This is a genomic window from Corynebacterium lubricantis DSM 45231, assembly GCF_000379425.1.
In the GTDB taxonomy this organism is placed as follows: domain Bacteria; phylum Actinomycetota; class Actinomycetes; order Mycobacteriales; family Mycobacteriaceae; genus Corynebacterium; species Corynebacterium lubricantis.
On record NZ_KB902198.1, the window covers coordinates 1 to 18,361 of the forward strand.

The following is an 18,361-nucleotide window of genomic DNA, read 5'->3' on the forward strand; positions in this document are numbered from 1 at the left end:
ACCCGCCCCGAGACCGGCCGAGGGCATGGTTGTCCGGTTCGCCGTCGAGGCGGTCGGAGGAATCTCGCCGCGCTCCGGNGGCGTGGATATGCGCCCGGCTGGTAGTCGAGTCCACGGAGATGTCCCATCCGAGTTGTCCCTGGCCATCGGCTCGGGACTGAAGGGCGGCTTCGATCTGTGCCCAGGTGCCGGATAGTTGCCAGGCACGAAACAGGGCGTAGACCCGCGTGGAGGGTTCCCCAGCGCACGCCGGTGGGAGCTGGGGACAGTGTGGAGAAGATCACTAAAGGGGCCGCAAGGTGGATATCGGAGAAGTTCAGGCGTTAGTATTACCTCCGTTAGATAACGGAACGGTAACGGTCTGATCTCCAACGGACATATCGCTGGAATTGCTCAGGGCGGGACAACGGACAACGACGGAAGAAGAGTCATGCGCCTGAAGGCTTCGCGGTCATCCGGAGGAAAACACCGCACGATCACCACCTCGCAGACCAAGGGGCGTCTCGCCCTCGTGGCTGTAGCCGCCGGCACGGTCTCATCCGCCGGCGTCGGTGGCGCCACGGCCGCCACCTTGCAAGCCCCGGCCAAGGTCGAGGCTCCGGTCTCCCCGGAGGCTGCCACCGTCGAGGTGGATTTGGCCACCAACGACACGGCCCTGTCCTCGAGTGGGACGCAGGCCGCACCGCAGATTCTCGCGATCTCCGAATTCAAGCCGGTCGCCAACATCGACGAGCAGCTGGACAAGGCCATCCAGTACAACGCCGAGCGGGCCGAGAACGAGCGCGCTGCCCGCGCGCCCTCGGTGGTCAAGCCCGCTGAAGGCACCTTCACCTCCGGTTTCGGCGTGCGCTGGGGAACCCTCCACGCGGGTATCGACATCGCCAACGTCGTGGGCACCCCGATCCTCGCGGCGATGGGCGGCACTGTCATCGACTCCGGCCCGGCCTCCGGTTTCGGGCAGTGGATCCGCATCCAGCACGATGATGGCTCGATTGCCGTCTACGGTCATATGGAGACTCTCGACGTGACCGTTGGGGAACGCGTCACCGCTGGTCAGAGGATCGCTGGCATGGGCAACCAGGGGGTTTCCACCGGCTCTCACCTGCACTTCGAGCTTTACCCGACTGGCAGCGGGGCGGGCGACCCGTTGCCCTGGTTCGCCGAGCACGGCGTCACCTTCTAACCTTCCCGCACTCACCAGGACCGGCCCCGACACCGGAACCGGCGGCAGTGACTGGGCGTGAGGCACCCGCCTCAGACCGCAGAGACGCTTCTCACTCATCGCCGACACAGCCCGGACTTGATAGCTTCTCCAGGCGGGGCAGACCGGGGCACAGGGGAGGCAGTCCGTGCTCGTCATATATGGGGGCGGCGAGCGTCCCGCCAACGAGGAGCAGGTGCCGTAATCCACGTTTAGTGGGATACTTCCGTAACCTGCCTTCTCCTGCGCCAGCTGACGAGGCCGGTAACCGCAGGCCATGCAAGAGCCAGCATCGCGAGAACCAACAGGGGCGTATCCCCCATGCGCGCATACGGCGTCAAACCAGTATGAAGGGGAACGGTTGCCGTCAGCAGTTCGTTCGTGCCCAGGCCACTGAGTTGTGAGACTGTGCCGTCGGGCTGGATAACTGCGGAGTATCCGGTGGGGGCAGCCTGGAGAACGGTGCGGCCAAACTCGCGGGCACGCATCCGGGATGCGGCCACTTCAATTGCAGGTACTTCCTCGGTCACAAAAGACGCGGCGTTGGTCGGTGCGAGGAGTAGCTGCCCACCATTGCGAACGGCATCGGCGACCCGGTCGGCGAAGAAGACCTCATAAGAAATGACGATCCCCAATCGTGGTGTCCCGCTGGGATCGAGCACCGCCGGTCCCTCTCCGGCAATGGCGTCGCGGGGGATGAACCGTGCGTCCTCGCTGAGTCGTTCAATCAGATTGCGCATAGGGATGTACTCGCCGAACGGCACACGATGATGCTTCTCATAGCGTCCTAACCGGGTCCCGTCCGGTCCCCACACTATGGATGCGTTCCGGAAATGTTGATCCTCGGATTCGGTAATTCCGACGACGATGTTCGTGTCGAGTTGCCTGGCCAGTTCAGCGAAAGCTGCATCAACGCGCGTCCCGTCGATTGAGCCGTCGATATTGACGACGTTTTCGGGCAGCAGAACCAGATCAGGGTCCCCGGTGATATCTTCGGCAGCCTGTAGGTGCCGGCGGGTCGTATCAAACGGATCGGTATTGACCGCGCGAAGCCCGCGGGGGCCTCCACCCTGCACGAGCACGACGTCAAGGCTGCCTTCTGCCGTATCATCTACGATCGTTGGCGCGAACGCCGGTACCGCGAGTACCACGACCACTGCGACCACGGATGCTGCACGGGCTCGTCTCGGCCCGAAGATGACAGCGGTAACAACGGCCCCCGCAACTGCGGCCAACGCGGTCACCAGGAGAGTCCCACCCAGGGGCGCTGCCGCCATGAAAGGACCATCGGTCTGGCTGTATCCGAAAGCGGACAGCGGGAAACCGCCGAACGGGAACCGGTGCTGCACAGCCTCCAATAACACCAGGGCAGCAGGGGTGAGCAGCCACCACCCCGACCAGCGGCTGCGAAAAGCCGCCTCGTTAGGCGATACCGCGGCAACCAGCATTAACAGTAGCGCCTGAACGGCAACAACAGCAGCGTATCCGGCAGTGTTGAAGTCGGTGAGCCAGCGCAGAGCAAGAGCGTAGTGCACCACCCCGCCCAACCCACCGAGCCACAAACGGTTACGTAGTGGTTGACCTGCCAAAGCCAGCATGAACATAGTCACGCCCACCGGGAACAGCACCCACCAACCGCGTGGCGGCAGCGCCAGCCACCAGACCACCGCAGCTCCCATCATGAGCGCGGTGGGACCGGCCAATCTGCGCCAGTTATCGCCGGCTATCCCCCGGGAAAGACGTGAGACTGTCACGTCTGCTGCAGTACTAGCCTTCACCGGAGATCACGGCCTTCTTCGGGTTGCTGCTCAGTTGTGAATATATGCCCAATCCTTCGAGTCATGTGATAGCAACTTTCAGTACTTTCCCAGTGGATCTGGGGGTGTCCGGCAAAGCGTTGACGAATCCGGATTTAGTTCAGGCCGGCGTAGGAGTGCAGGCCGGAGACGACCAGGTTGATGAAAAGCAGGTTGAAGATTACCGTGGCTAGGGCCAGGATATTGATCCACGCGGCCTTGTGATCGCGCCACCCGGCCGTGGCACGGGCATGCAGGTAGGCGGCATAGAGCACCCAGGAGATAAAGGATGCGGTCTCCTTCGGATCCCATCCCCAAAACCGGCCCCACGAGGCCTCCGCCCAGATCGCACCCAGAACAATGCCCAACCCCAGCACGGGCAACGTAATGATGGCGGACTTGTAGGCCAGGGCGTCAAGCTTTTTCGCACTCGGCAGCGGCTTGGCCACAGCACCGAAGAAGCCACGCTCCGCACCCTTCGGCTGCCAGATACGCAGCAGGTAAAGCAGGGAAGCGATGCCCGAGACGATGCCAATCGCCGCGCCCAGGGAGACGGTGTTCTGGTTGTCCCGGAAGACCACAACACCGAGGAAGGTCATCGTGCTGCCCGGTGGGTGGTCTGTAGCGACTCTGCCCACCTCGGCACTCAACCCTGCTGTGGGGTTAGGCGTACCGCAGGGAACTCATCATCCCGGTTTCCTGGTGATAAGCGTTGTGGCAGTGAAATGCCCACTCACCGGGGTTGTCAGCGATCAGGTCGGCGATCATGGTTTCACCGTGGCGGAGAAGGACGGTGTCCTTGCGTAGCCCGCCGCTGCCGGGTAGCGCCCAGGTGTGGCCGTGGATGTGCATGGGATGGGGCATCATGGTCCTGTTGCGCATGACCATCCGCAGGCGCTGGCCCTCCTGCACGGTCGCGGAGGAGGATTGGCCGTCGGTGAGAATGCTCCATTCATACGGCATCATCTGCCCGCCCAGGTCGATGCTGACTTCTCGGTCTGGTGTGCCCTCGGGCAGGAGTGCACGGTCTGCTGGCTTCAGGGAGGACAGAAACAGTCCGGTGGACGACAACTCGGGGAAGTCGACATCGGGGCGGGGGGCCTGGCCGCCGGCGGTGCGGATGACGGCGAAGGCGCGGTCGTCCTTACCCACCGCCAAAGCCGTGAGCGGGAAGATGCCGTCGCCGAGGATGACCTCGACGTCGACACGCTCGCCCATCGACAGGTAGATCGATTCGGTCTCCCAGGGCTGGACAGGGAAGCCGTCGGTGTGGGTGACGGTCATGCGGTGGCCACCGAGAGCCACCTTGAAGATGGTGTCACCGCCGGAGTTGATAAACCGCAGGCGGGCTTTATCCCCCGGTCGGGCATTAAACGTTCGGTGCGCCCGGGGAATGCGTCCGTTGATGAGGTAGTGCGGATACATGACATCACCGGCATCTCCGCCCAGAGCCGGATCGGGCGTGCCGTGGGCCATCATGCCCCCCTCACCACCCATATCCATCCCGCCGTGGCCACCCATGTCCATCCCCGTCAACATGGTCAGCTGATCTTCGGGACTGCTGCCGTCGATGCCGTCCAGCCAGTCGTCGAGCACGATGGTCCATTCGACGTCCTGATCCTCTGCGTCGTCCGGGTCGCGGACGATCAGAGGGGCGTGCAGACCCCGGTCGAGTTGTAGGCCGCTGTGGGAGTGGTAGAAGTAGGTGCCACCGTGGGGGACTTCAAAAACATAGGAGAAAGACTCGCCAGGTTCAATGGGGTCCTGGGTCATGCCGGGCACACCGTCGGCTGCGTTGTGGAGTGCGATGCCATGCCAGTGGATGGAGGTGCTCTCAGGCAGTTCATTGGTGATATCGACCTGGAGGACGTCGCCGGCGGTGGCCTCAATGGCCGCATCCCCGGTGTCAGAGACGTATCCCCACGTCTTGGCTTCGATGCCGCCGATATCCAGAGAGAGGGGCCGGGCGGTCAGTGTCCGGCGCACCGTCGGCTCACCGAGCGCAGTGGGGGTGGGAGTGGGGCGAAGGGAGGGACCTGGTGCCGAGGCAGCGGGTCCAGGGTCGCTGGTGCAGGCGGCCAGGGCGCCGGTGCCGGCGAGTACGAGCCCGCCGAGCAGAAACTGTCGCCGGGAAAAATTACTTGTCATGGTTAAACCGTCCTTGGTGCAAGTCTGAGTGACACAGGGGAAGGATCAGGGGAAGGATCAGGGGAAACCCACTGCTGAGGCATCAGGTCAGGCGCAGGTCCGTGACACAGGTGGCCCCGTCCTCGGTGGTGGAGAACTCGGTGACACCGGTGCGTCCCTGATGGGTGATCTCGATGGTGCCGGTGGTCTCATCGGGGATCCAGAAGCCGACAAACCCGTTGTCGAAGGTGGTGGTTTGCTCATCGATCAGGACCTCGCCGGTCGCTTCATCGGTGATCGTGACCTGGATATCCTCATTGTCGAGTTCCCCCAGGCAGGTCGTGAGGCTGTGGTAGAAGCAGTCGTGGGTGGAGGTGATATACGGAGCAACCGAGACATACGTCTGATTGTCGGGAAGATCGACCACGACTTCCTGGTCATCGCTCGAGAGCAGCAGTTCATCGGCACGCACGGAGGCGATCAGATCCGTGGGACGCTCAGTGACCTTCTGCCGGTCGAGGTGATCAATGATCTCCACCGCGTCCATGGCGGCCAGGCCATGGGTAGTCAGGAATGTATCCTGGGACGCCGTCCCGTCGGCGGTGGGTTCCGGGTCGGCGGCCGAACACCCCGTGAGGGCGAGGGCAAGGGCGGCGGCTGCGATCGCTGCTCGTTTCACGTCAATCTCCTTGGATCGTGGTAGGACCGTGAGAAGACACCGCCTCAAGGTCGATGCCATACCTTTTCTAGCACGGGTGCCTGACGGCCCAGAAATCAAAAACCCTGCTCACAGCCTTATAACAGGGCGAAAAGGGGGTGACTCCGGTGGGCTGGGTCACCACCGGGACACCACCCCACAGCCGTGGGCGATGTCCTTCTACCCGCCCCGGATATGCGGTGCAGGCAGTGAAATCCCTGGTGGCGCCTGCTGAACTGACCAGGGGAGGCGATGCCGCCGGCCCGGGGTGGGGCACAGGGGTGACGGCGGTCGAAGGGTGATGTTTGAAGATTTGATGAAGGTTTCCCCGCCGGGCACTGAGCGAGGGTGGTATTCTCCCCTGGCCGGAGCGATACTGGGGTCTATGGCTGACCGCACACCGACCACCGCCACGCCCCCGGGGCGGGTGCTGGTCGTCGATGATGAACAACCCCTGGCTCAGATGGTGGCCTCCTACCTCATCCGGGCCGGCTTCGACACCCGCCAGGCGCACACCGGCACCCAGGCCGTGGACGAGGCCCGTCGCTTTTCCCCCGATGTTGTGGTGCTGGATCTGGGGCTGCCCGAACCCGACGGCCTGGAGGTGTGCCGACGGATCCGCACCTTCTCGGACTGCTACATCCTCATGCTCACCGCGCGTGGCAGCGAGGACGACAAGATCAGCGGTTTGACCCTGGGGGCGGATGACTACATCACCAAACCTTTTAGCATCCGGGAACTGGTGACCCGGGTGCATGCGGTGCTGCGCCGCCCGCGCACCAGCGCCACCCCACCGCAGGTGACCACCCCCTTGATCGTTGGTGACCTCATCCTTGACCCCGTCGCCCATCAGGTGCGGGTGGGGGAGACGACCGTGGAGCTCACCCGCACGGAGTTCGAGCTGCTGGTTGCCCTGGCCCTGCGCCCCGGCCAGGTGCTGACCCGCCACGACCTGGTCACCGAGGTCTGGGACACCACCTGGGTCGGTGATGAACGCATCGTCGATGTCCACATCGGCAACTTGCGTCGCAAGCTCGGCACCGACACCCGGGGCCGGGGGTTTATCGACACCGTGCGTGGCGTGGGCTACCGGGTGGGGCAGCCATGAATCACGGACCCGGCCTGACCTTCCGCTTCCTGGCCGCCCAGGTGTTGGTCGTGGTGATTAGCCTGCTGGTGGCCGCGGCCGTGGCCACGGTGGTGGGCCCGACCCTGTTCCATGATCATATGTTGATGACCGGCCGGGAGGACCCCTCGCTGGAGCTGTTCCATGCCGAGCAGGCCTACCGGGACGCCAACCTGATCACCCTGGCCGTCGCCCTGCCCACCGCCTTGATCAGCGCCCTGCTGGCCAGCCTGTGGTTATCGCGTCGCCTGCGCACCCCCCTGCAGGATCTCACCCGCGCCGCTACCAGCCTGACGGCCGGCAACTACCGTATCCGCGTGCCCGCCGGAGAAGCAGGCCCCGAGGTCACCACCCTGGCGCATGCCTTCAACACCATGGCCGACCGGCTGGAACACACCGAACAGGTCCGCCGCCAGATGCTCTCTGATCTGGCCCACGAAATGGGCACCCCCTTATCGGTGCTCAGGGTCTACCTCGATGGTCTCCAGGACGGGGTCGTGGACTGGAATAATGCCACCCACACGATCATGGCTGACCAACTCACCCGCCTGACCCGGTTGATGGAAGACATCGACGATGTCTCCCGGGCCCAGGAACACCGGATCGATTTGGACCTGGCGGAGGAAGGGCTCGGGGATCTGCTCGATACCGCCGCTGCTGCCGCGGGGGAAGCTTATGCTGACAAAGGCGTCGATTTACAGGTCGAGACCATTACGGACACCGCCCGGGTGCTCGTGGACCGGCAACGCTTCGGCCAGGTGATGAGCAATCTCCTGTCGAACGCGCTACGGCACACCCCGGCCGGCGGGCAGGTCCGGATCAGCGTCCACCGACAGGGGGCGTCCACCGCGCTCATCCACGTCGCCGATGACGGCGAGGGCATCCCACCTGGCCAGCTCGGACACATCTTCGAACGCTTCTACCGGGGGGATGCCGCCCGCAGCCGGGACAACGGCGGGGCCGGTATCGGTCTGACCATCTCCAAGGCATTGATCGAGGCCCACGGCGGCACTCTCACCGCCACCTCTCCTGGCCCCGGTGCCGGATCGGTCTTCACCATCCGTCTTCCCCTGCACCAGGAAAACGTGTCCCTGATGCTCAGTGACCCCCACTCCCGGGGACAATAATTTTGATGACCTCGGCAGCGATCCGTATCAACCCCTGGACAATACCCCATAGGGGTATATAATGGGAGGGGAAACCCCGCCTGATACCCCGATCCCACAGGAGCGATCCGATGACCACCCCGACTTCCCCCTTGCTGCCGCTGGCCTCCGACGGTTGTGGATGCTGCGCGCCCTCTACGCCGTCCGCGACCGTCTCCGCCCCGGCCGTGGCCGCGGCAACCGACGCAACACCTGAAGGTCCCACCACCTACCAGGTCACAGGCATGACCTGCGGACACTGCGCCGGCAACGTCACCGAGGCGGTGAGCGCTCTGCCCCAGGTCGACGACGTCCAGGTCGACCTCATCGCCGGTGGGGTCTCCATCGTCACGGTCACGGGTTCCGTGCCCCTGGAAACCGTCCACCGGGCGATTGAGGAGACCGGCTACACCGTCTTGTCCTGATCGATTCGCCCATCATCTCGACCCCGACCGGGTTGAGCGGAAGGAACCTCATGAGCACTCCCCACCACCACGGTGATCACCCCGCTCCGGAAACAGACCACACCCACCATCCGAATCATGCCGGTCACGAGCACCATGCGGATGCCGCCACCCACGACCAGGCCATGCCGCACGATCATCCGCATTCCACTGTCGATGAAGAACACCAGGTCCACGATCACGGTGAACACACCGGCCACAGCGCCGCGATGTTCCGGGACCGCTTCTGGTGGTCGCTGATCCTGTCGGTTCCGGTGGTGTTCTTCAGCCCGATGTTCGCCGACCTGCTGGGATATAATATTCCGGAGATTCCGGGAGCCTACTGGATTCCTCCGGTCCTGGGCACGATCATCTTCCTCTACGGCGGCACCCCCTTCCTCAAGGGCGCAATGACCGAGCTGAAATCACGCCAACCGGGCATGATGCTCCTGATCGCCATGGCGATCGCCGTGGCGTTTATCGCCTCCTGGGTCACCACCCTGGGGCTGGGCGGGTTCCACCTAGATTTCTGGTGGGAACTGGCCCTGCTGGTGACCATCATGCTGCTGGGCCACTGGCTGGAGATGCGCGCTCTTGGTGGAGCCTCCTCCGCGCTTGACGCGCTGGCAGCGCTCCTGCCCGATGAGGCCGAGAAGGTCGTCGACGGGACCACCCGCACCGTAGCGATCTCAGAGCTGGCCGTCGACGATGTCGTGCTGGTCCGAGCCGGTGCCCGCGTCCCGGCCGACGGGACCATCATCGACGGAGCGGCCGAATTCGATGAGGCCATGATCACCGGTGAATCCCGCCCCGTCTTCCGGGATACCGGTGAGACCGTGGTGGCCGGCACCGTGGCCACCGACAACACCGTCCGGGTCCGGGTGGAGGCCACCGGTGGGGACACCGCCCTGGCAGGCATCCAGCGCATGGTCGCCGATGCCCAGGCCTCCTCCTCCCGGGCCCAGGCCCTGGCCGATCGAGCCGCAGCCTTCCTGTTCTGGTTCGCCCTGATCGCGGCTCTGATCACCGCCGTGGTCTGGACCATCATCGGCAGCCCCGATGATGCCGTGGTCCGCGCGGTGACCGTGCTGATCATCGCCTGTCCGCACGCCCTGGGCCTGGCCATCCCCCTGGTCATCGCGATCTCCACCGAGCGGGCCGCGAAATCCGGGGTGCTGATCAAGGACCGGTTGGCCTTGGAGCACATGCGCACCATCGACGTGGTCTTGTTTGATAAGACCGGCACCCTGACCGAAGGCGCACACGCCGTCACCGACATCATGGCTGCCGACGGCATTACCGAGGGCGAGCTGCTGTCCCTGGCCGCCGCCGCCGAGGCCGATAGCGAGCATCCCGTGGCCCGGGCGATCGTGGCTGCCGCGGCCGCACACCCGGAGGCCTCACGCCGCCCACTGCGCGCAACCGGTTTCACCGCCGCCTCCGGCCGCGGGATCCGGGCCACTGTCGATGGCACCCAAATCCTCGTGGGTGGGCCGAACATGTTGCGCGAATTCAGTCTGACCATCCCGGGTGAGCTCACCGACATCACCGGTTCCTGGGCGCAGCGAGGCGCCGGAGTGCTCCACGTCGTCCGCGACGGTGAGATCATCGGTGCCGTGGCCGTCGAGGACAAGATCCGCCCCGAATCCCGCGCGGCGGTGCGCGCCCTGCAGGCCCGCGGGGTGAAGGTGGCGATGATCACCGGTGACGCCACCCAGGTCGCCCAGGCAGTGGGCAAGGATCTGGGGATCGATGAGGTCTTCGCCGAGGTTCTGCCGCAGGACAAGGACACCAAGGTCACCCAGCTGCAGGAGCGCGGTCTGAGCGTGGCCATGGTCGGCGACGGTGTCAATGACGCCCCGGCCCTGGCCCGGGCCGAGGTCGGTATTGCGATTGGCGCGGGTACAGATGTGGCGATGGAATCTGCCGGGGTGGTCCTAGCCAGTGATGACCCGCGGGCCGTGCTGTCGATGATCGAGCTCTCCCATGCCAGCTACCGCAAGATGGTCCAGAACCTGGTCTGGGCGACCGGGTACAACATCCTCGCCGTTCCCCTGGCCGCCGGTGTGCTCGCCCCTATCGGTGTGATGCTTCCCCCGGCGGCCGCCGCCATCTTGATGTCCCTGTCCACAATCATCGTCGCCCTCAACGCCCAGCTGCTACGCCGGATCGACCTGGACCCGGCTCACCTGGCTCCGACCGACGGGAAGTAGGAGAAGGCTACTGTGAGCTCTGCAGCCCCCGTCCGCTGACTTTCAATCCTTCATCGACTCCCCCATACACAACCTCCGAAAGGGAACCCCCATGAAGCGCACCATCACCATCGCCGCTCCCGCCTTGACCTCCACCCTGGTTTTGTCCGCCTGTGCAGATAACACTGAGGGAGAAAACACCGACACCACGACCATCGCCACTACGTCCGCCCCCGACACCACCGAAACGACCGGGGCCACCACGGATCCTGAGACAGAGACGGGGGCGGCCGGAGAGGTCTCCGCCGAGCACAATGACGCGGACATCATGTTCGCGCAGATGATGATCCTGCATCACCAACAGGCCGTGGAGATGAGTGAAATCCTCCTGGCCAAGGACGATATCCCGGCCGAGGTCATCGAGTTCGCCCAGGGTGTTATCGATGCCCAGGGCCCGGAGATCGACCGGATGAATACCATGCTCGAGGCCTGGGAAGAAGATCCGGTCACCGGTGATATGGGTGAGATGGACCATGGCGGGATGAGTGGAATGATGAGCGAGGAGGACATGACAGCCCTCGAGGATGCCCAGGGCACCGAGGCTGCCCGGCTCTACCTTGAGCAGATGACCGCCCACCATGAGGGCGCGGTCGATATGGCCCGTGATGAGGTCACTGATGGCCAGAACCCGCAGGCCATCGCTCTGGCTGAGCAGGTCATTGAAGATCAGGAGGCCGAGATCGCCGAGATGGAGCAGATGCTCAACGAGCTCTGAACAAGGACATTCCCCGACCACCCCAGATGAGAAACACGACCATACGGCCATCGGGCCAAACCAGGATTTCCGGGAAGGACAATCAGCATGCCGAATAAAATCAAGGTTGCAGTAAACGGGTACGGTGTCATCGGTAAACGTGTAGCCGACGCGGTGAGAGCCCAGGAGGACATGGAACTCCTCGGGGTCAGCGACGTCACCACCGATTACCGGGTCGCCACCGCCATCACGCAGGGCATCCCGGTCTATGCCTCCACCGAAGAAGCCCACCAAGAGATGAGCGCTGCCGGATATCCCATCGCCGGGAAACTACCGGACCTGCTCGACAACGCGGATGTCGTGGTGGACTGCACCCCGTCCACCATCGGGGCCGGCAACCTCGACCTCTATCGCACCCATGGAGTCAAGTCCGTGTTCCAGGGCGGGGAGAAGCACAGTCTCACCGGCCACTCCTTCGTTGCCCACGCCAACTACAGTTCCACGCTTGGACGCGACACCACCCGCGTGGTTTCCTGCAACACCACCGGCACTGTCCGCACCCTTACCGCACTCCAGGACGCTGGATTGCTGTCCAAAGCGCGGGGAGTGCTTGTCCGCCGGGCCACCGATCCGTGGGAATCCGACCACTCGGGGATCATGAACACCATAGTTCCCGAAGGTCGTATTCCCAGCCATCAAGGCCCAGACGCCCAGTCGGTGGTCCCCGACCTGGATGTGGTGACCATGGCGGCCAAGGGAGCGCACACCCACAACCACCTGCATTTCTGGACCATCGAGCTAACCCGCCCGGCAGACACAGAAGAGGTTCTCGAAGCGTTGAAGGCGATGCCGCGGATCGCTTTCGTGCGGCGCGCCGATGGAATCGTGGCGGTCAACAGCACCGTCGAATTGATGCGAGATCTAGGCCGGCCACGGGGCGATATGTATGAGGTCGCCATCTGGGAAGATATCCTGACCGTGCAGGGCAATGAGTTGTTCTGGACGTACACGGTCGACAACCAGGCCATCGTCGTCCCCGAGAACATCGACGCAATCCGTGCCCTGGCTGGCACCGTGGAAGACGGTGATGAGTCCATCCAGCGCACCGACCGTGCCCTGGGGGTGCGCGCGGACTTTTTCTCACCTCTGCCCAACGGCTGATTCCAGCAGGAGACGCCCACGGCGGTGCCCGACCCAGATCGCTCATGTCTGGGTCGGGCACCGCTGTATAAGCAGTTGATCAGGCGCACCGCGCCTTCTCGGAAGGCGTAGTCAGGTGCGTGAGGCTTCCGCGATAGTGCCGATTGTTTCATCCAGGACAGCGTCGAATTCGCGGTCGTCCTGGGTGACGGTGAGCCCTTCGGTCAGGGCGCGGGAGAAACTGGCGATTATTCCGGGGTTGCGTGCCAGGCGAGCGTTAGCTTCCGCGCGGGAGTAGCCGCCTGATAGTGCCAGCACCCGGATCACCCGCCGATGTTCCACGAGCTCGCGGTAGAAGTCATCAGTTTCGGGAAGCGTCAGTTTGAGGATGACCGCCTGGTCCTCCTTCAGCTGGTCGAGCTCTTTGCGCAGGGTCACCCGGAGCTGGTCTTCTACCTCGATCTTCCGGGGGCTGTGGATGTCGACCTCAGGCTCGACAATGGGTACCAGCCCGAACCGGAGGATCTGCTGAGCGATCGCGAACTGCTGCGCAACGACAGCGTCCACCCCCTCCCCGGGAAGCCTGATGAACGAGCGCATTTTGGTGCCGAACATGTGCTTGCTTACCGCACGCTCGAGCAGGTTGTCCAGATCAGGGAGGGGCTTCATGACCTGAGCCCCGTGGGTTTCTTCCGCCAGGCCCTTGTCAATCTTGAGGAACGGCACAATGTCTTTGACTTTCCACAGATAATCCCCTGTAGGCATTCCCCCGATGTCGCGGTCCATTGTGTCCTCGAACAAAATCGCCCCGAGGATCCGGTCACCGTCGAAACTGGGGCTGGTAATGATGCGAGTGCGCATCTTATGCACCAGACCAAACATCTCCTCCCCACTGGAGTAGGCGTCCTCGTTGATCCCATAAAGTTTCAGCGCTTTCGGGGTACTGCCCCCGCTTTGATCCAACGCCGCGATGAAGCCGGTACCGGCCCTGACCTTGTCGTATTTTCCTACGTCCATGAAACGTCCTTCCGCCTAGCGAGTTGTGACCATGTCGTGGAGCCCACTGTGCCTCGGTCCCAGGCAACTGTGCTCGTTGTCGTATCCCGGTACGGTTCCAGTCTAGTTAGGTAAATACCGAGGATCTGCGTCATGACGGTTCTTCCCCGGTGGTGCCCGGCCAGCGTGGGTCTTCGGCAGCTGTGCTCTCCGCCGAAGGGAACCGGTCATGCTCCTGGCTTCGGCCTGCTTGGTAGACATCATGGGTTTTCTCACCTGGTTAGGTCCGGGGTAGATTTGTTCTGCAGGCCGCCGCATGCACGCTGGCAGTCCGGGTAACGACCCCGTCCATGTCGAACAGCACCGCATCATAGGGCAAAGTGGCGAGATGATTCGACGACAAGGGCGGTGATGTCTTCCGAGGATGTGACGGTGCCATGTTAGAGCGGTTCCTCTCGTGCTTCCTGCTCGCATCGAAGGCCGGGGCCGGGGACAGCTGTCCATTGCCAGTTGTTGATTTCCGGCATGTCTTCGCCGTGGGTGCGGATGTACTGGTGGTGTTCGATCAGGGCGTTCTTGAATTTTTCGCGCACGGTGGCCGAGACGTCCTTGAGCCGCGGCACTCTGTCAATCACCGCCATGGCCAGGTGGAACCGGTCGATCCGGTTGAGTACGCACAAATCGAACGGTGTCGTCGTGGTGCCTTCCTCTCTAAAGCCGTGAACATGGAAGTTCCCGTGGTTGGTCCGCCGGTAGGTGAGCCGGTGGATCAACCACGGATAACCGTGGTAGGCGAAGATCACTGGCTTGTCCGTGGTGAACAGCGCGTCGAAGTCGGTGTCCGACAGCCCGTGCGGGCCTTCGGACTCGTGTTGCAGCCGAAGGAGGTCTACGACGTTGACCACCCGGATGGACAGATCCGGGAAGTGGGAGCGCAAAAGGTCCACGGCGGCGAGGGTCTCCATGGTGGGAACGTCCCCGGCACAACCAAGCACCACATCCGGTTCCGTGTCCGGGTGTGTGCTGGCCCAGTCCCAGATGCCGATGCCCTTGGTGCAGTGAACGATGGCGTCGTCCATGTCTAGGTATTGCAGCTGTGGCTGTTTGCCGGCGACGATGACATTGACATACTGACGGCTGCGCAGACAGTGGTCGGCCACCGACAGCAGCGTGTTCGCGTCCGGTGGTAGGTATACCCGGATGACCTCGGGTTTCTTGTTGAGCACATGGTCGATGAAGCCGGGATCCTGATGGGAAAAACCATTGTGGTCCTGCCGCCAGACGTGGGAGGTCACCAGATAGTTCAAGGAGGCGATCGGCCTGCGCCACGGGATGCCATTGGTCGTGTCCAGCCACTTGGCATGCTGGTTAAACATCGAGTCCACAATATGGATGAAGGCCTCATAGCAGGAGAAGAACCCGTGCCGACCGGTGAGCAGGTAGCCTTCCAGCCAACCCTGGCAGGTGTGCTCGGACAGGATTTCCATGACTCGCCCATCACGGGCCAGATGATCATCCCCGGGGACTGTTCCGACGTTCCAGGCCCGGTCCGTGGCCTCCAAAACCGCTGTCAGGCGGTTGGAGTTGTTTTCATCCGGGGCGAAGACACGAAAATTGTGCAGATTTGTAGCCAGAATGTCCCGAAGCATCTGCCCGAGCACTCGGGTTGCCTCAACCTGACCGGTCCCGGGTTGTTCTACCGGGACAGCATAGTCGCGGAAATCGGGTATCCGCAGGTCCCGCAATAAAGTGCCGCCATTGGCATGGGGGTTGGCACTCATCCGTCTGTCCCCGGGAGGGTGCAGAATGCGGACCTCTTCGACCGGTTCCCCGGAGTCGTCGAAGAGCTCCTCCGGGCGGTAGCTGCGCAACCAGTCCTCCAGGATCTTCCGGTGGCTATCGTTTTCCCGTGCCGCACTGAAGGGAACCTGGTGGGAGCGCCAGGACCCTTCCACGTCCTGCCCGTCCACTTCGGCCGGGCCGGTCCATCCTTTGGGGGAACGCAGCACAATCATCGGCCAGCGGGGCCTTTCCGTCTCTCCGCTTTCGCGGGCACGGTGCTGGATCTCCCGAATGTCATCAAGACAGGTGTCCAGTGCTCGGGCGAAATCCTGGTGCATCTGTTCCGGATCGTGACCCTCAACGTAGTAGGGAGTATGCCCGTAGCCGCGCAGCAAGTCGTCCAACTCGTCATGGTCAATCCGTGCCAGGACGGTGGGACTAGCGATCTTGTAGCCATTGAGGTGCAGGATCGGCAAAACGGCTCCGTCGCGTGCGGGATTCATGAACTTATTGGAGTGCCAGCTGGCTGCCAGCGGGCCGGTTTCCGCCTCCCCGTCGCCCACCACGGCCGCAACAATAAGGTCGGGGTTGTCGAAGGCTGCCCCGTAGGCGTGTGAGAGAGCGTATCCCAGTTCCCCCCCTTCGTGAATGGAGCCAGGGGTTTCCGGAGCCACATGGCTGGGAATACCCCCGGGGAAGGAGAACTGCTTAAACAGCTGTTTCATCCCCTCCAGGTCCTGGCCCACGTCTGGGTAGGTCTCGCTGTAGGTCCCTTCCAGCCATCCCGCCGCCACCGGGCCTGGACCGCCATGGCCGGGGCCCATGATGTAGATCATGTTGAGATCGCGTTTGATGATGCTGCGGTTTAAATGCGCGTAGATGAAGTTCAACCCCGGGGTGGTGCCCCAGTGCCCCAACAATCGAGGTTTGATGTGTTCGGGCTGCAACGGCTCGCGCAGTAGGGGATTGTCCATCAGGTAGATCTGTCCGACGGACAGATAGTTCGCTGCTCGCCACCAGGCGTGAAGGTGGGTGAGTTCGGTCGGTGTCAGGACACCACCATCAGAGTGCGTTCTAGCAGTGTTATTTATCATGTCCTCTGTGCTTTCCCTCGGATTGTCGATGATCTGAGCTACTGCCCTGCACTTCGTGGCCAAAACCGCAGGAGCGGAAGACTAGTGCTGGAGCAACGTCTCGTTCACAATGTTCCGGGAGGTCGAAAACCCCTGCATAGGAAAGATATGGCGGAAACAGTGAGCGTGGTCGTGGGTCGGGGTTAGTCCAAGGTGGCGAGCAGTTCAGTACAGGCCTGTTCGCACCGGCGGCAGGCTTCGGCGCAGACTGTGCAGTGCTCGGGCATCTCAGCGTGGCGGGCGCATTCTTCTCCACAGGCCTGGCAGGCAGTACGACAAGCCTCCAGGACGGAGCGGATAAGGGTGACATTCCAGTCGGTGGGCCGGGAGAGCACGCGGCCGGTGACATCACAGATGTCAGCACAGTCGAGGTTGAGGCGGATGCAAGTGGTCAGCTCCGCGACCATGTCCTCACCCAGGCAGGCATCCGCGCAGGCGGTGCAGGTCTGGGCGCACTCGAAGCAGGCGGTGATGCATTCGGCCAGTTTGTCCTTGTCGATCTGGCCTAGGTCCTTCGGGTGGGTCTCCAGCATGGTGCGTACGTGATGGGTCATGTCGTGCTCCATTCTCGATTCGGTCCGGAAAGACGGGCCGGTCGAGCCGACCGGCCCACACCCTCGACCCTAGAGGCCCGACTGGCCGGAATCCAGGGCTGGACCATGAAGATTTCATGAAGAACCCCAACCTCCACCTAGTGGCTACCAGCCGCTAGAAACTCCCTAAGTAACGTGGCGAATGCTCGGCCGTAGCTACGCCGAGTGGGTCGGCCACAGGCTCCCAAGAGCCGGACGCTGCCCTACCCACAGCCTCCACCCAGTGGCACCTATCGAGCAGGAGGAGTGATAAACCACGACGCACTTGAAGCACCATCCCTCGCTGAGTCTCAGCTCCTGCACCAACCAAGAAACCTAGAAAGCATTATCATGAAGCGCACCATTGCCCTCGCCGCCCTCACCCTGACCTCCTCCCTGGCCCTGGCCGCCTGCACGGACGACACTGCATCCGATGCCCCCGAGACCACGACCACCACCACCTCGGAGACGGCCACACAGTCCTCCGAGGAGACCGGCATGAACCATCAGATGGGTGCAGAGGGCCATGACCATCCGACTGATGGTGGGCAACCCCCGGCAGGGATCGCAGCAGAGGAAAATCCCACCTACCCGGTGGACACCGAGGTCGTCCTCACCGCGGACCACATGCCGGGCATGGAGGGTGCTGAGGCGACGATCGCCGGTGCGTTTGACACCACGACCTACTCGGTCAGCTACACCCCCACCGACGGCGGGGACCCGGTCACCGACCACCGGTGGGTGGTCCACGAGGAGCTTCTCGATCCGGGCCAGGCCCCCCTGCCGGAGGGGTCCGAGGTCGTCTTGGATGCCGAGCACATGTCGGGAATGAAGGGTGTGGAGGCCACCATCGACTATTCCACGGATGAGACGGTCTACATGGTTGATCTCACCGTCGACGGGATGACCATGACCAATCACAAGTGGGTCACCGAAAGCGAGATCGCCCCGGCAGAGTAAGACCCACCAACCGCAACCTCAGCACCTCGGGCTCGGGCCCGGTTCGCCGTGGCCGAGTTGAAGCGTCCTGGTTTTCGTTCCGCTTATTGAACGCCCAACGGCTGGGCGTGTGATTGTTGATAGTAGGCGTCTTCCATCTCTTGTGGGGTGATGTATCCCAATGACTCGTGCAGGCGGTGGTTGTTCCACCAGTACACCCAGCGAAGGGTCGCGATCTCGACTTCCCCAACCGACGCCCACGGCCGGTGGGGATAGATCAGCTCGGTCTTGTAGAGACCGTTGACCGTTTCCGCCAAC

The 18,361-nt window shown here is 63.1% G+C and carries 15 protein-coding genes and 1 pseudogene; 8 read left to right on the forward strand and 8 right to left on the reverse strand.

Annotation, left to right across the window (positions count from 1 at the left end; genetic code table 11):
* The first annotated feature begins 430 nt into the window (after nt 1–430).
* Nucleotides 431–1,183 carry a M23 family metallopeptidase gene (locus A37O_RS0107640; RefSeq protein WP_018296915.1) on the forward strand — a complete coding sequence of 251 codons (753 nt, stop codon included), beginning with the start codon at nt 431–433 and terminating at the stop codon, nt 1,181–1,183.
* A 230-nt stretch (nt 1,184–1,413) separates the two neighbouring features.
* Here the strand turns inward: A37O_RS0107640 and lnt are convergent, their stop codons facing one another.
* From lnt to A37O_RS0107660, 4 genes and pseudogenes are all read right to left on the reverse strand, one after another.
* Nucleotides 1,414–2,955: an apolipoprotein N-acyltransferase gene (gene lnt / locus A37O_RS0107645; protein ID WP_245533814.1), complete on the reverse strand. Its 1,542-nt coding sequence runs from the start codon at nt 2,953–2,955 to the stop codon at nt 1,414–1,416.
* A gap of 158 nt (nt 2,956–3,113) precedes the next feature.
* Nucleotides 3,114–3,557, reverse strand: a pseudogene (ccsA, locus tag A37O_RS14980) (cytochrome c biogenesis protein CcsA); the annotation flags it as partial.
* Nucleotides 3,558–3,660: 103 nt separating this feature from the next.
* Nucleotides 3,661–5,145 carry a multicopper oxidase family protein gene (locus tag A37O_RS0107655; protein WP_018296918.1) on the reverse strand — a complete coding sequence of 495 codons (1,485 nt, stop codon included), beginning with the start codon at nt 5,143–5,145 and terminating at the stop codon, nt 3,661–3,663.
* An 82-nt stretch (nt 5,146–5,227) separates the two neighbouring features.
* Nucleotides 5,228–5,803 (reverse strand): CueP family metal-binding protein, encoded by a 576-nt coding sequence (locus A37O_RS0107660; protein WP_018296919.1) that lies wholly within the window; start codon nt 5,801–5,803, stop codon nt 5,228–5,230.
* Nucleotides 5,804–6,206: 403 nt separating this feature from the next.
* On the opposite strand from A37O_RS0107660, the gene A37O_RS0107665 reads away from it, so the two are divergent.
* From A37O_RS0107665 to A37O_RS0107690, 6 genes are all read left to right on the forward strand, one after another.
* Nucleotides 6,207–6,929 (forward strand): response regulator transcription factor, encoded by a 723-nt coding sequence (locus tag A37O_RS0107665; protein WP_018296920.1) that lies wholly within the window; start codon nt 6,207–6,209, stop codon nt 6,927–6,929.
* Nucleotides 6,926–8,074: a sensor histidine kinase gene (locus tag A37O_RS0107670; protein WP_018296921.1), complete on the forward strand. Its 1,149-nt coding sequence runs from the start codon at nt 6,926–6,928 to the stop codon at nt 8,072–8,074. Before A37O_RS0107665 ends, A37O_RS0107670 begins: the two co-directional genes overlap by 4 nt.
* Before the next feature lie 110 nt (nt 8,075–8,184).
* Nucleotides 8,185–8,517 carry a heavy-metal-associated domain-containing protein gene (locus A37O_RS0107675; protein WP_006284595.1) on the forward strand — a complete coding sequence of 111 codons (333 nt, stop codon included), beginning with the start codon at nt 8,185–8,187 and terminating at the stop codon, nt 8,515–8,517.
* Between the two features lie 50 nt (nt 8,518–8,567).
* Nucleotides 8,568–10,748 carry a copper-translocating P-type ATPase gene (locus tag A37O_RS0107680; protein ID WP_018296922.1) on the forward strand — a complete coding sequence of 727 codons (2,181 nt, stop codon included), beginning with the start codon at nt 8,568–8,570 and terminating at the stop codon, nt 10,746–10,748.
* A gap of 91 nt (nt 10,749–10,839) precedes the next feature.
* Nucleotides 10,840–11,502 (forward strand): DUF305 domain-containing protein, encoded by a 663-nt coding sequence (locus A37O_RS0107685; protein ID WP_018296923.1) that lies wholly within the window; start codon nt 10,840–10,842, stop codon nt 11,500–11,502.
* Nucleotides 11,503–11,589: 87 nt separating this feature from the next.
* Complete coding sequence (locus A37O_RS0107690; protein ID WP_018296924.1) at nt 11,590–12,642, forward strand: type II glyceraldehyde-3-phosphate dehydrogenase; 1,053 nt, start codon at nt 11,590–11,592, stop codon at nt 12,640–12,642.
* Nucleotides 12,643–12,753: 111 nt separating this feature from the next.
* Here the strand turns inward: A37O_RS0107690 and A37O_RS0107695 are convergent, their stop codons facing one another.
* The 3 genes from A37O_RS0107695 to A37O_RS0107705 all read right to left on the reverse strand — a co-directional run bounded on the left by A37O_RS0107695 (nt 12,754) and on the right by A37O_RS0107705 (nt 17,098).
* A complete protein-coding gene (locus A37O_RS0107695) occupies nt 12,754–13,638 on the reverse strand; it encodes a fructose bisphosphate aldolase (RefSeq protein WP_018296925.1) in 885 nt (294 codons plus the stop codon).
* 419 nt (nt 13,639–14,057) lie between these two features.
* Entirely contained in the window at nt 14,058–16,493 is a 2,436-nt protein-coding gene (locus tag A37O_RS0107700) for a phosphoketolase family protein (RefSeq protein ID WP_018296926.1), read from the reverse strand.
* A 182-nt stretch (nt 16,494–16,675) separates the two neighbouring features.
* Nucleotides 16,676–17,098, reverse strand: coding sequence for a four-helix bundle copper-binding protein (locus tag A37O_RS0107705; protein WP_211208362.1), 423 nt, complete (start codon nt 17,096–17,098; stop codon nt 16,676–16,678).
* Between the two features lie 357 nt (nt 17,099–17,455).
* Between A37O_RS0107705 and A37O_RS0107710 the strand changes: the two genes are divergently transcribed.
* The gene (locus A37O_RS0107710; protein ID WP_026196239.1) at nt 17,456–18,064 is read left to right on the forward strand and encodes a YdhK family protein; all 609 of its coding nucleotides are present in this window, start codon (nt 17,456–17,458) and stop codon (nt 18,062–18,064) included.
* 83 nt (nt 18,065–18,147) lie between these two features.
* Here A37O_RS0107710 and A37O_RS0107715 read toward each other — a convergent pair.
* Nucleotides 18,148–18,361, reverse strand: a 214-nt coding sequence (locus A37O_RS0107715; protein WP_018296929.1) for an integrase core domain-containing protein, incomplete at its 5' end; no start/stop codon positions are given.

Excerpts from the sequence above, each read along its gene's own strand:
- A37O_RS0107655 (WP_018296918.1), bottom strand. The coding sequence starts at position 5,145 with ATGACAAGTAATTTTTCCCGGCGACAGTTTCTGCTCGGCGGGCTCGTA.
- A37O_RS0107695 (WP_018296925.1), bottom strand. The coding sequence starts at position 13,638 with ATGGACGTAGGAAAATACGACAAGGTCAGGGCCGGTACCGGCTTCATC.
- A37O_RS0107690 (WP_018296924.1), top strand. The coding sequence starts at position 11,590 with ATGCCGAATAAAATCAAGGTTGCAGTAAACGGGTACGGTGTCATCGGT.
- A37O_RS0107665 (WP_018296920.1), top strand. The coding sequence starts at position 6,207 with ATGGCTGACCGCACACCGACCACCGCCACGCCCCCGGGGCGGGTGCTG.
- A37O_RS0107670 (WP_018296921.1), top strand. The coding sequence starts at position 6,926 with ATGAATCACGGACCCGGCCTGACCTTCCGCTTCCTGGCCGCCCAGGTG.
- A37O_RS0107710 (WP_026196239.1), top strand. The coding sequence starts at position 17,456 with ATGAAGCGCACCATTGCCCTCGCCGCCCTCACCCTGACCTCCTCCCTG.
- A37O_RS0107675 (WP_006284595.1), top strand. The coding sequence starts at position 8,185 with ATGACCACCCCGACTTCCCCCTTGCTGCCGCTGGCCTCCGACGGTTGT.
- A37O_RS0107680 (WP_018296922.1), top strand. The coding sequence starts at position 8,568 with ATGAGCACTCCCCACCACCACGGTGATCACCCCGCTCCGGAAACAGAC.
- A37O_RS0107685 (WP_018296923.1), top strand. The coding sequence starts at position 10,840 with ATGAAGCGCACCATCACCATCGCCGCTCCCGCCTTGACCTCCACCCTG.
- A37O_RS0107700 (WP_018296926.1), bottom strand. The coding sequence starts at position 16,493 with ATGATAAATAACACTGCTAGAACGCACTCTGATGGTGGTGTCCTGACA.
- A37O_RS0107640 (WP_018296915.1), top strand. The coding sequence starts at position 431 with ATGCGCCTGAAGGCTTCGCGGTCATCCGGAGGAAAACACCGCACGATC.
- A37O_RS0107705 (WP_211208362.1), bottom strand. The coding sequence starts at position 17,098 with ATGGAGCACGACATGACCCATCACGTACGCACCATGCTGGAGACCCAC.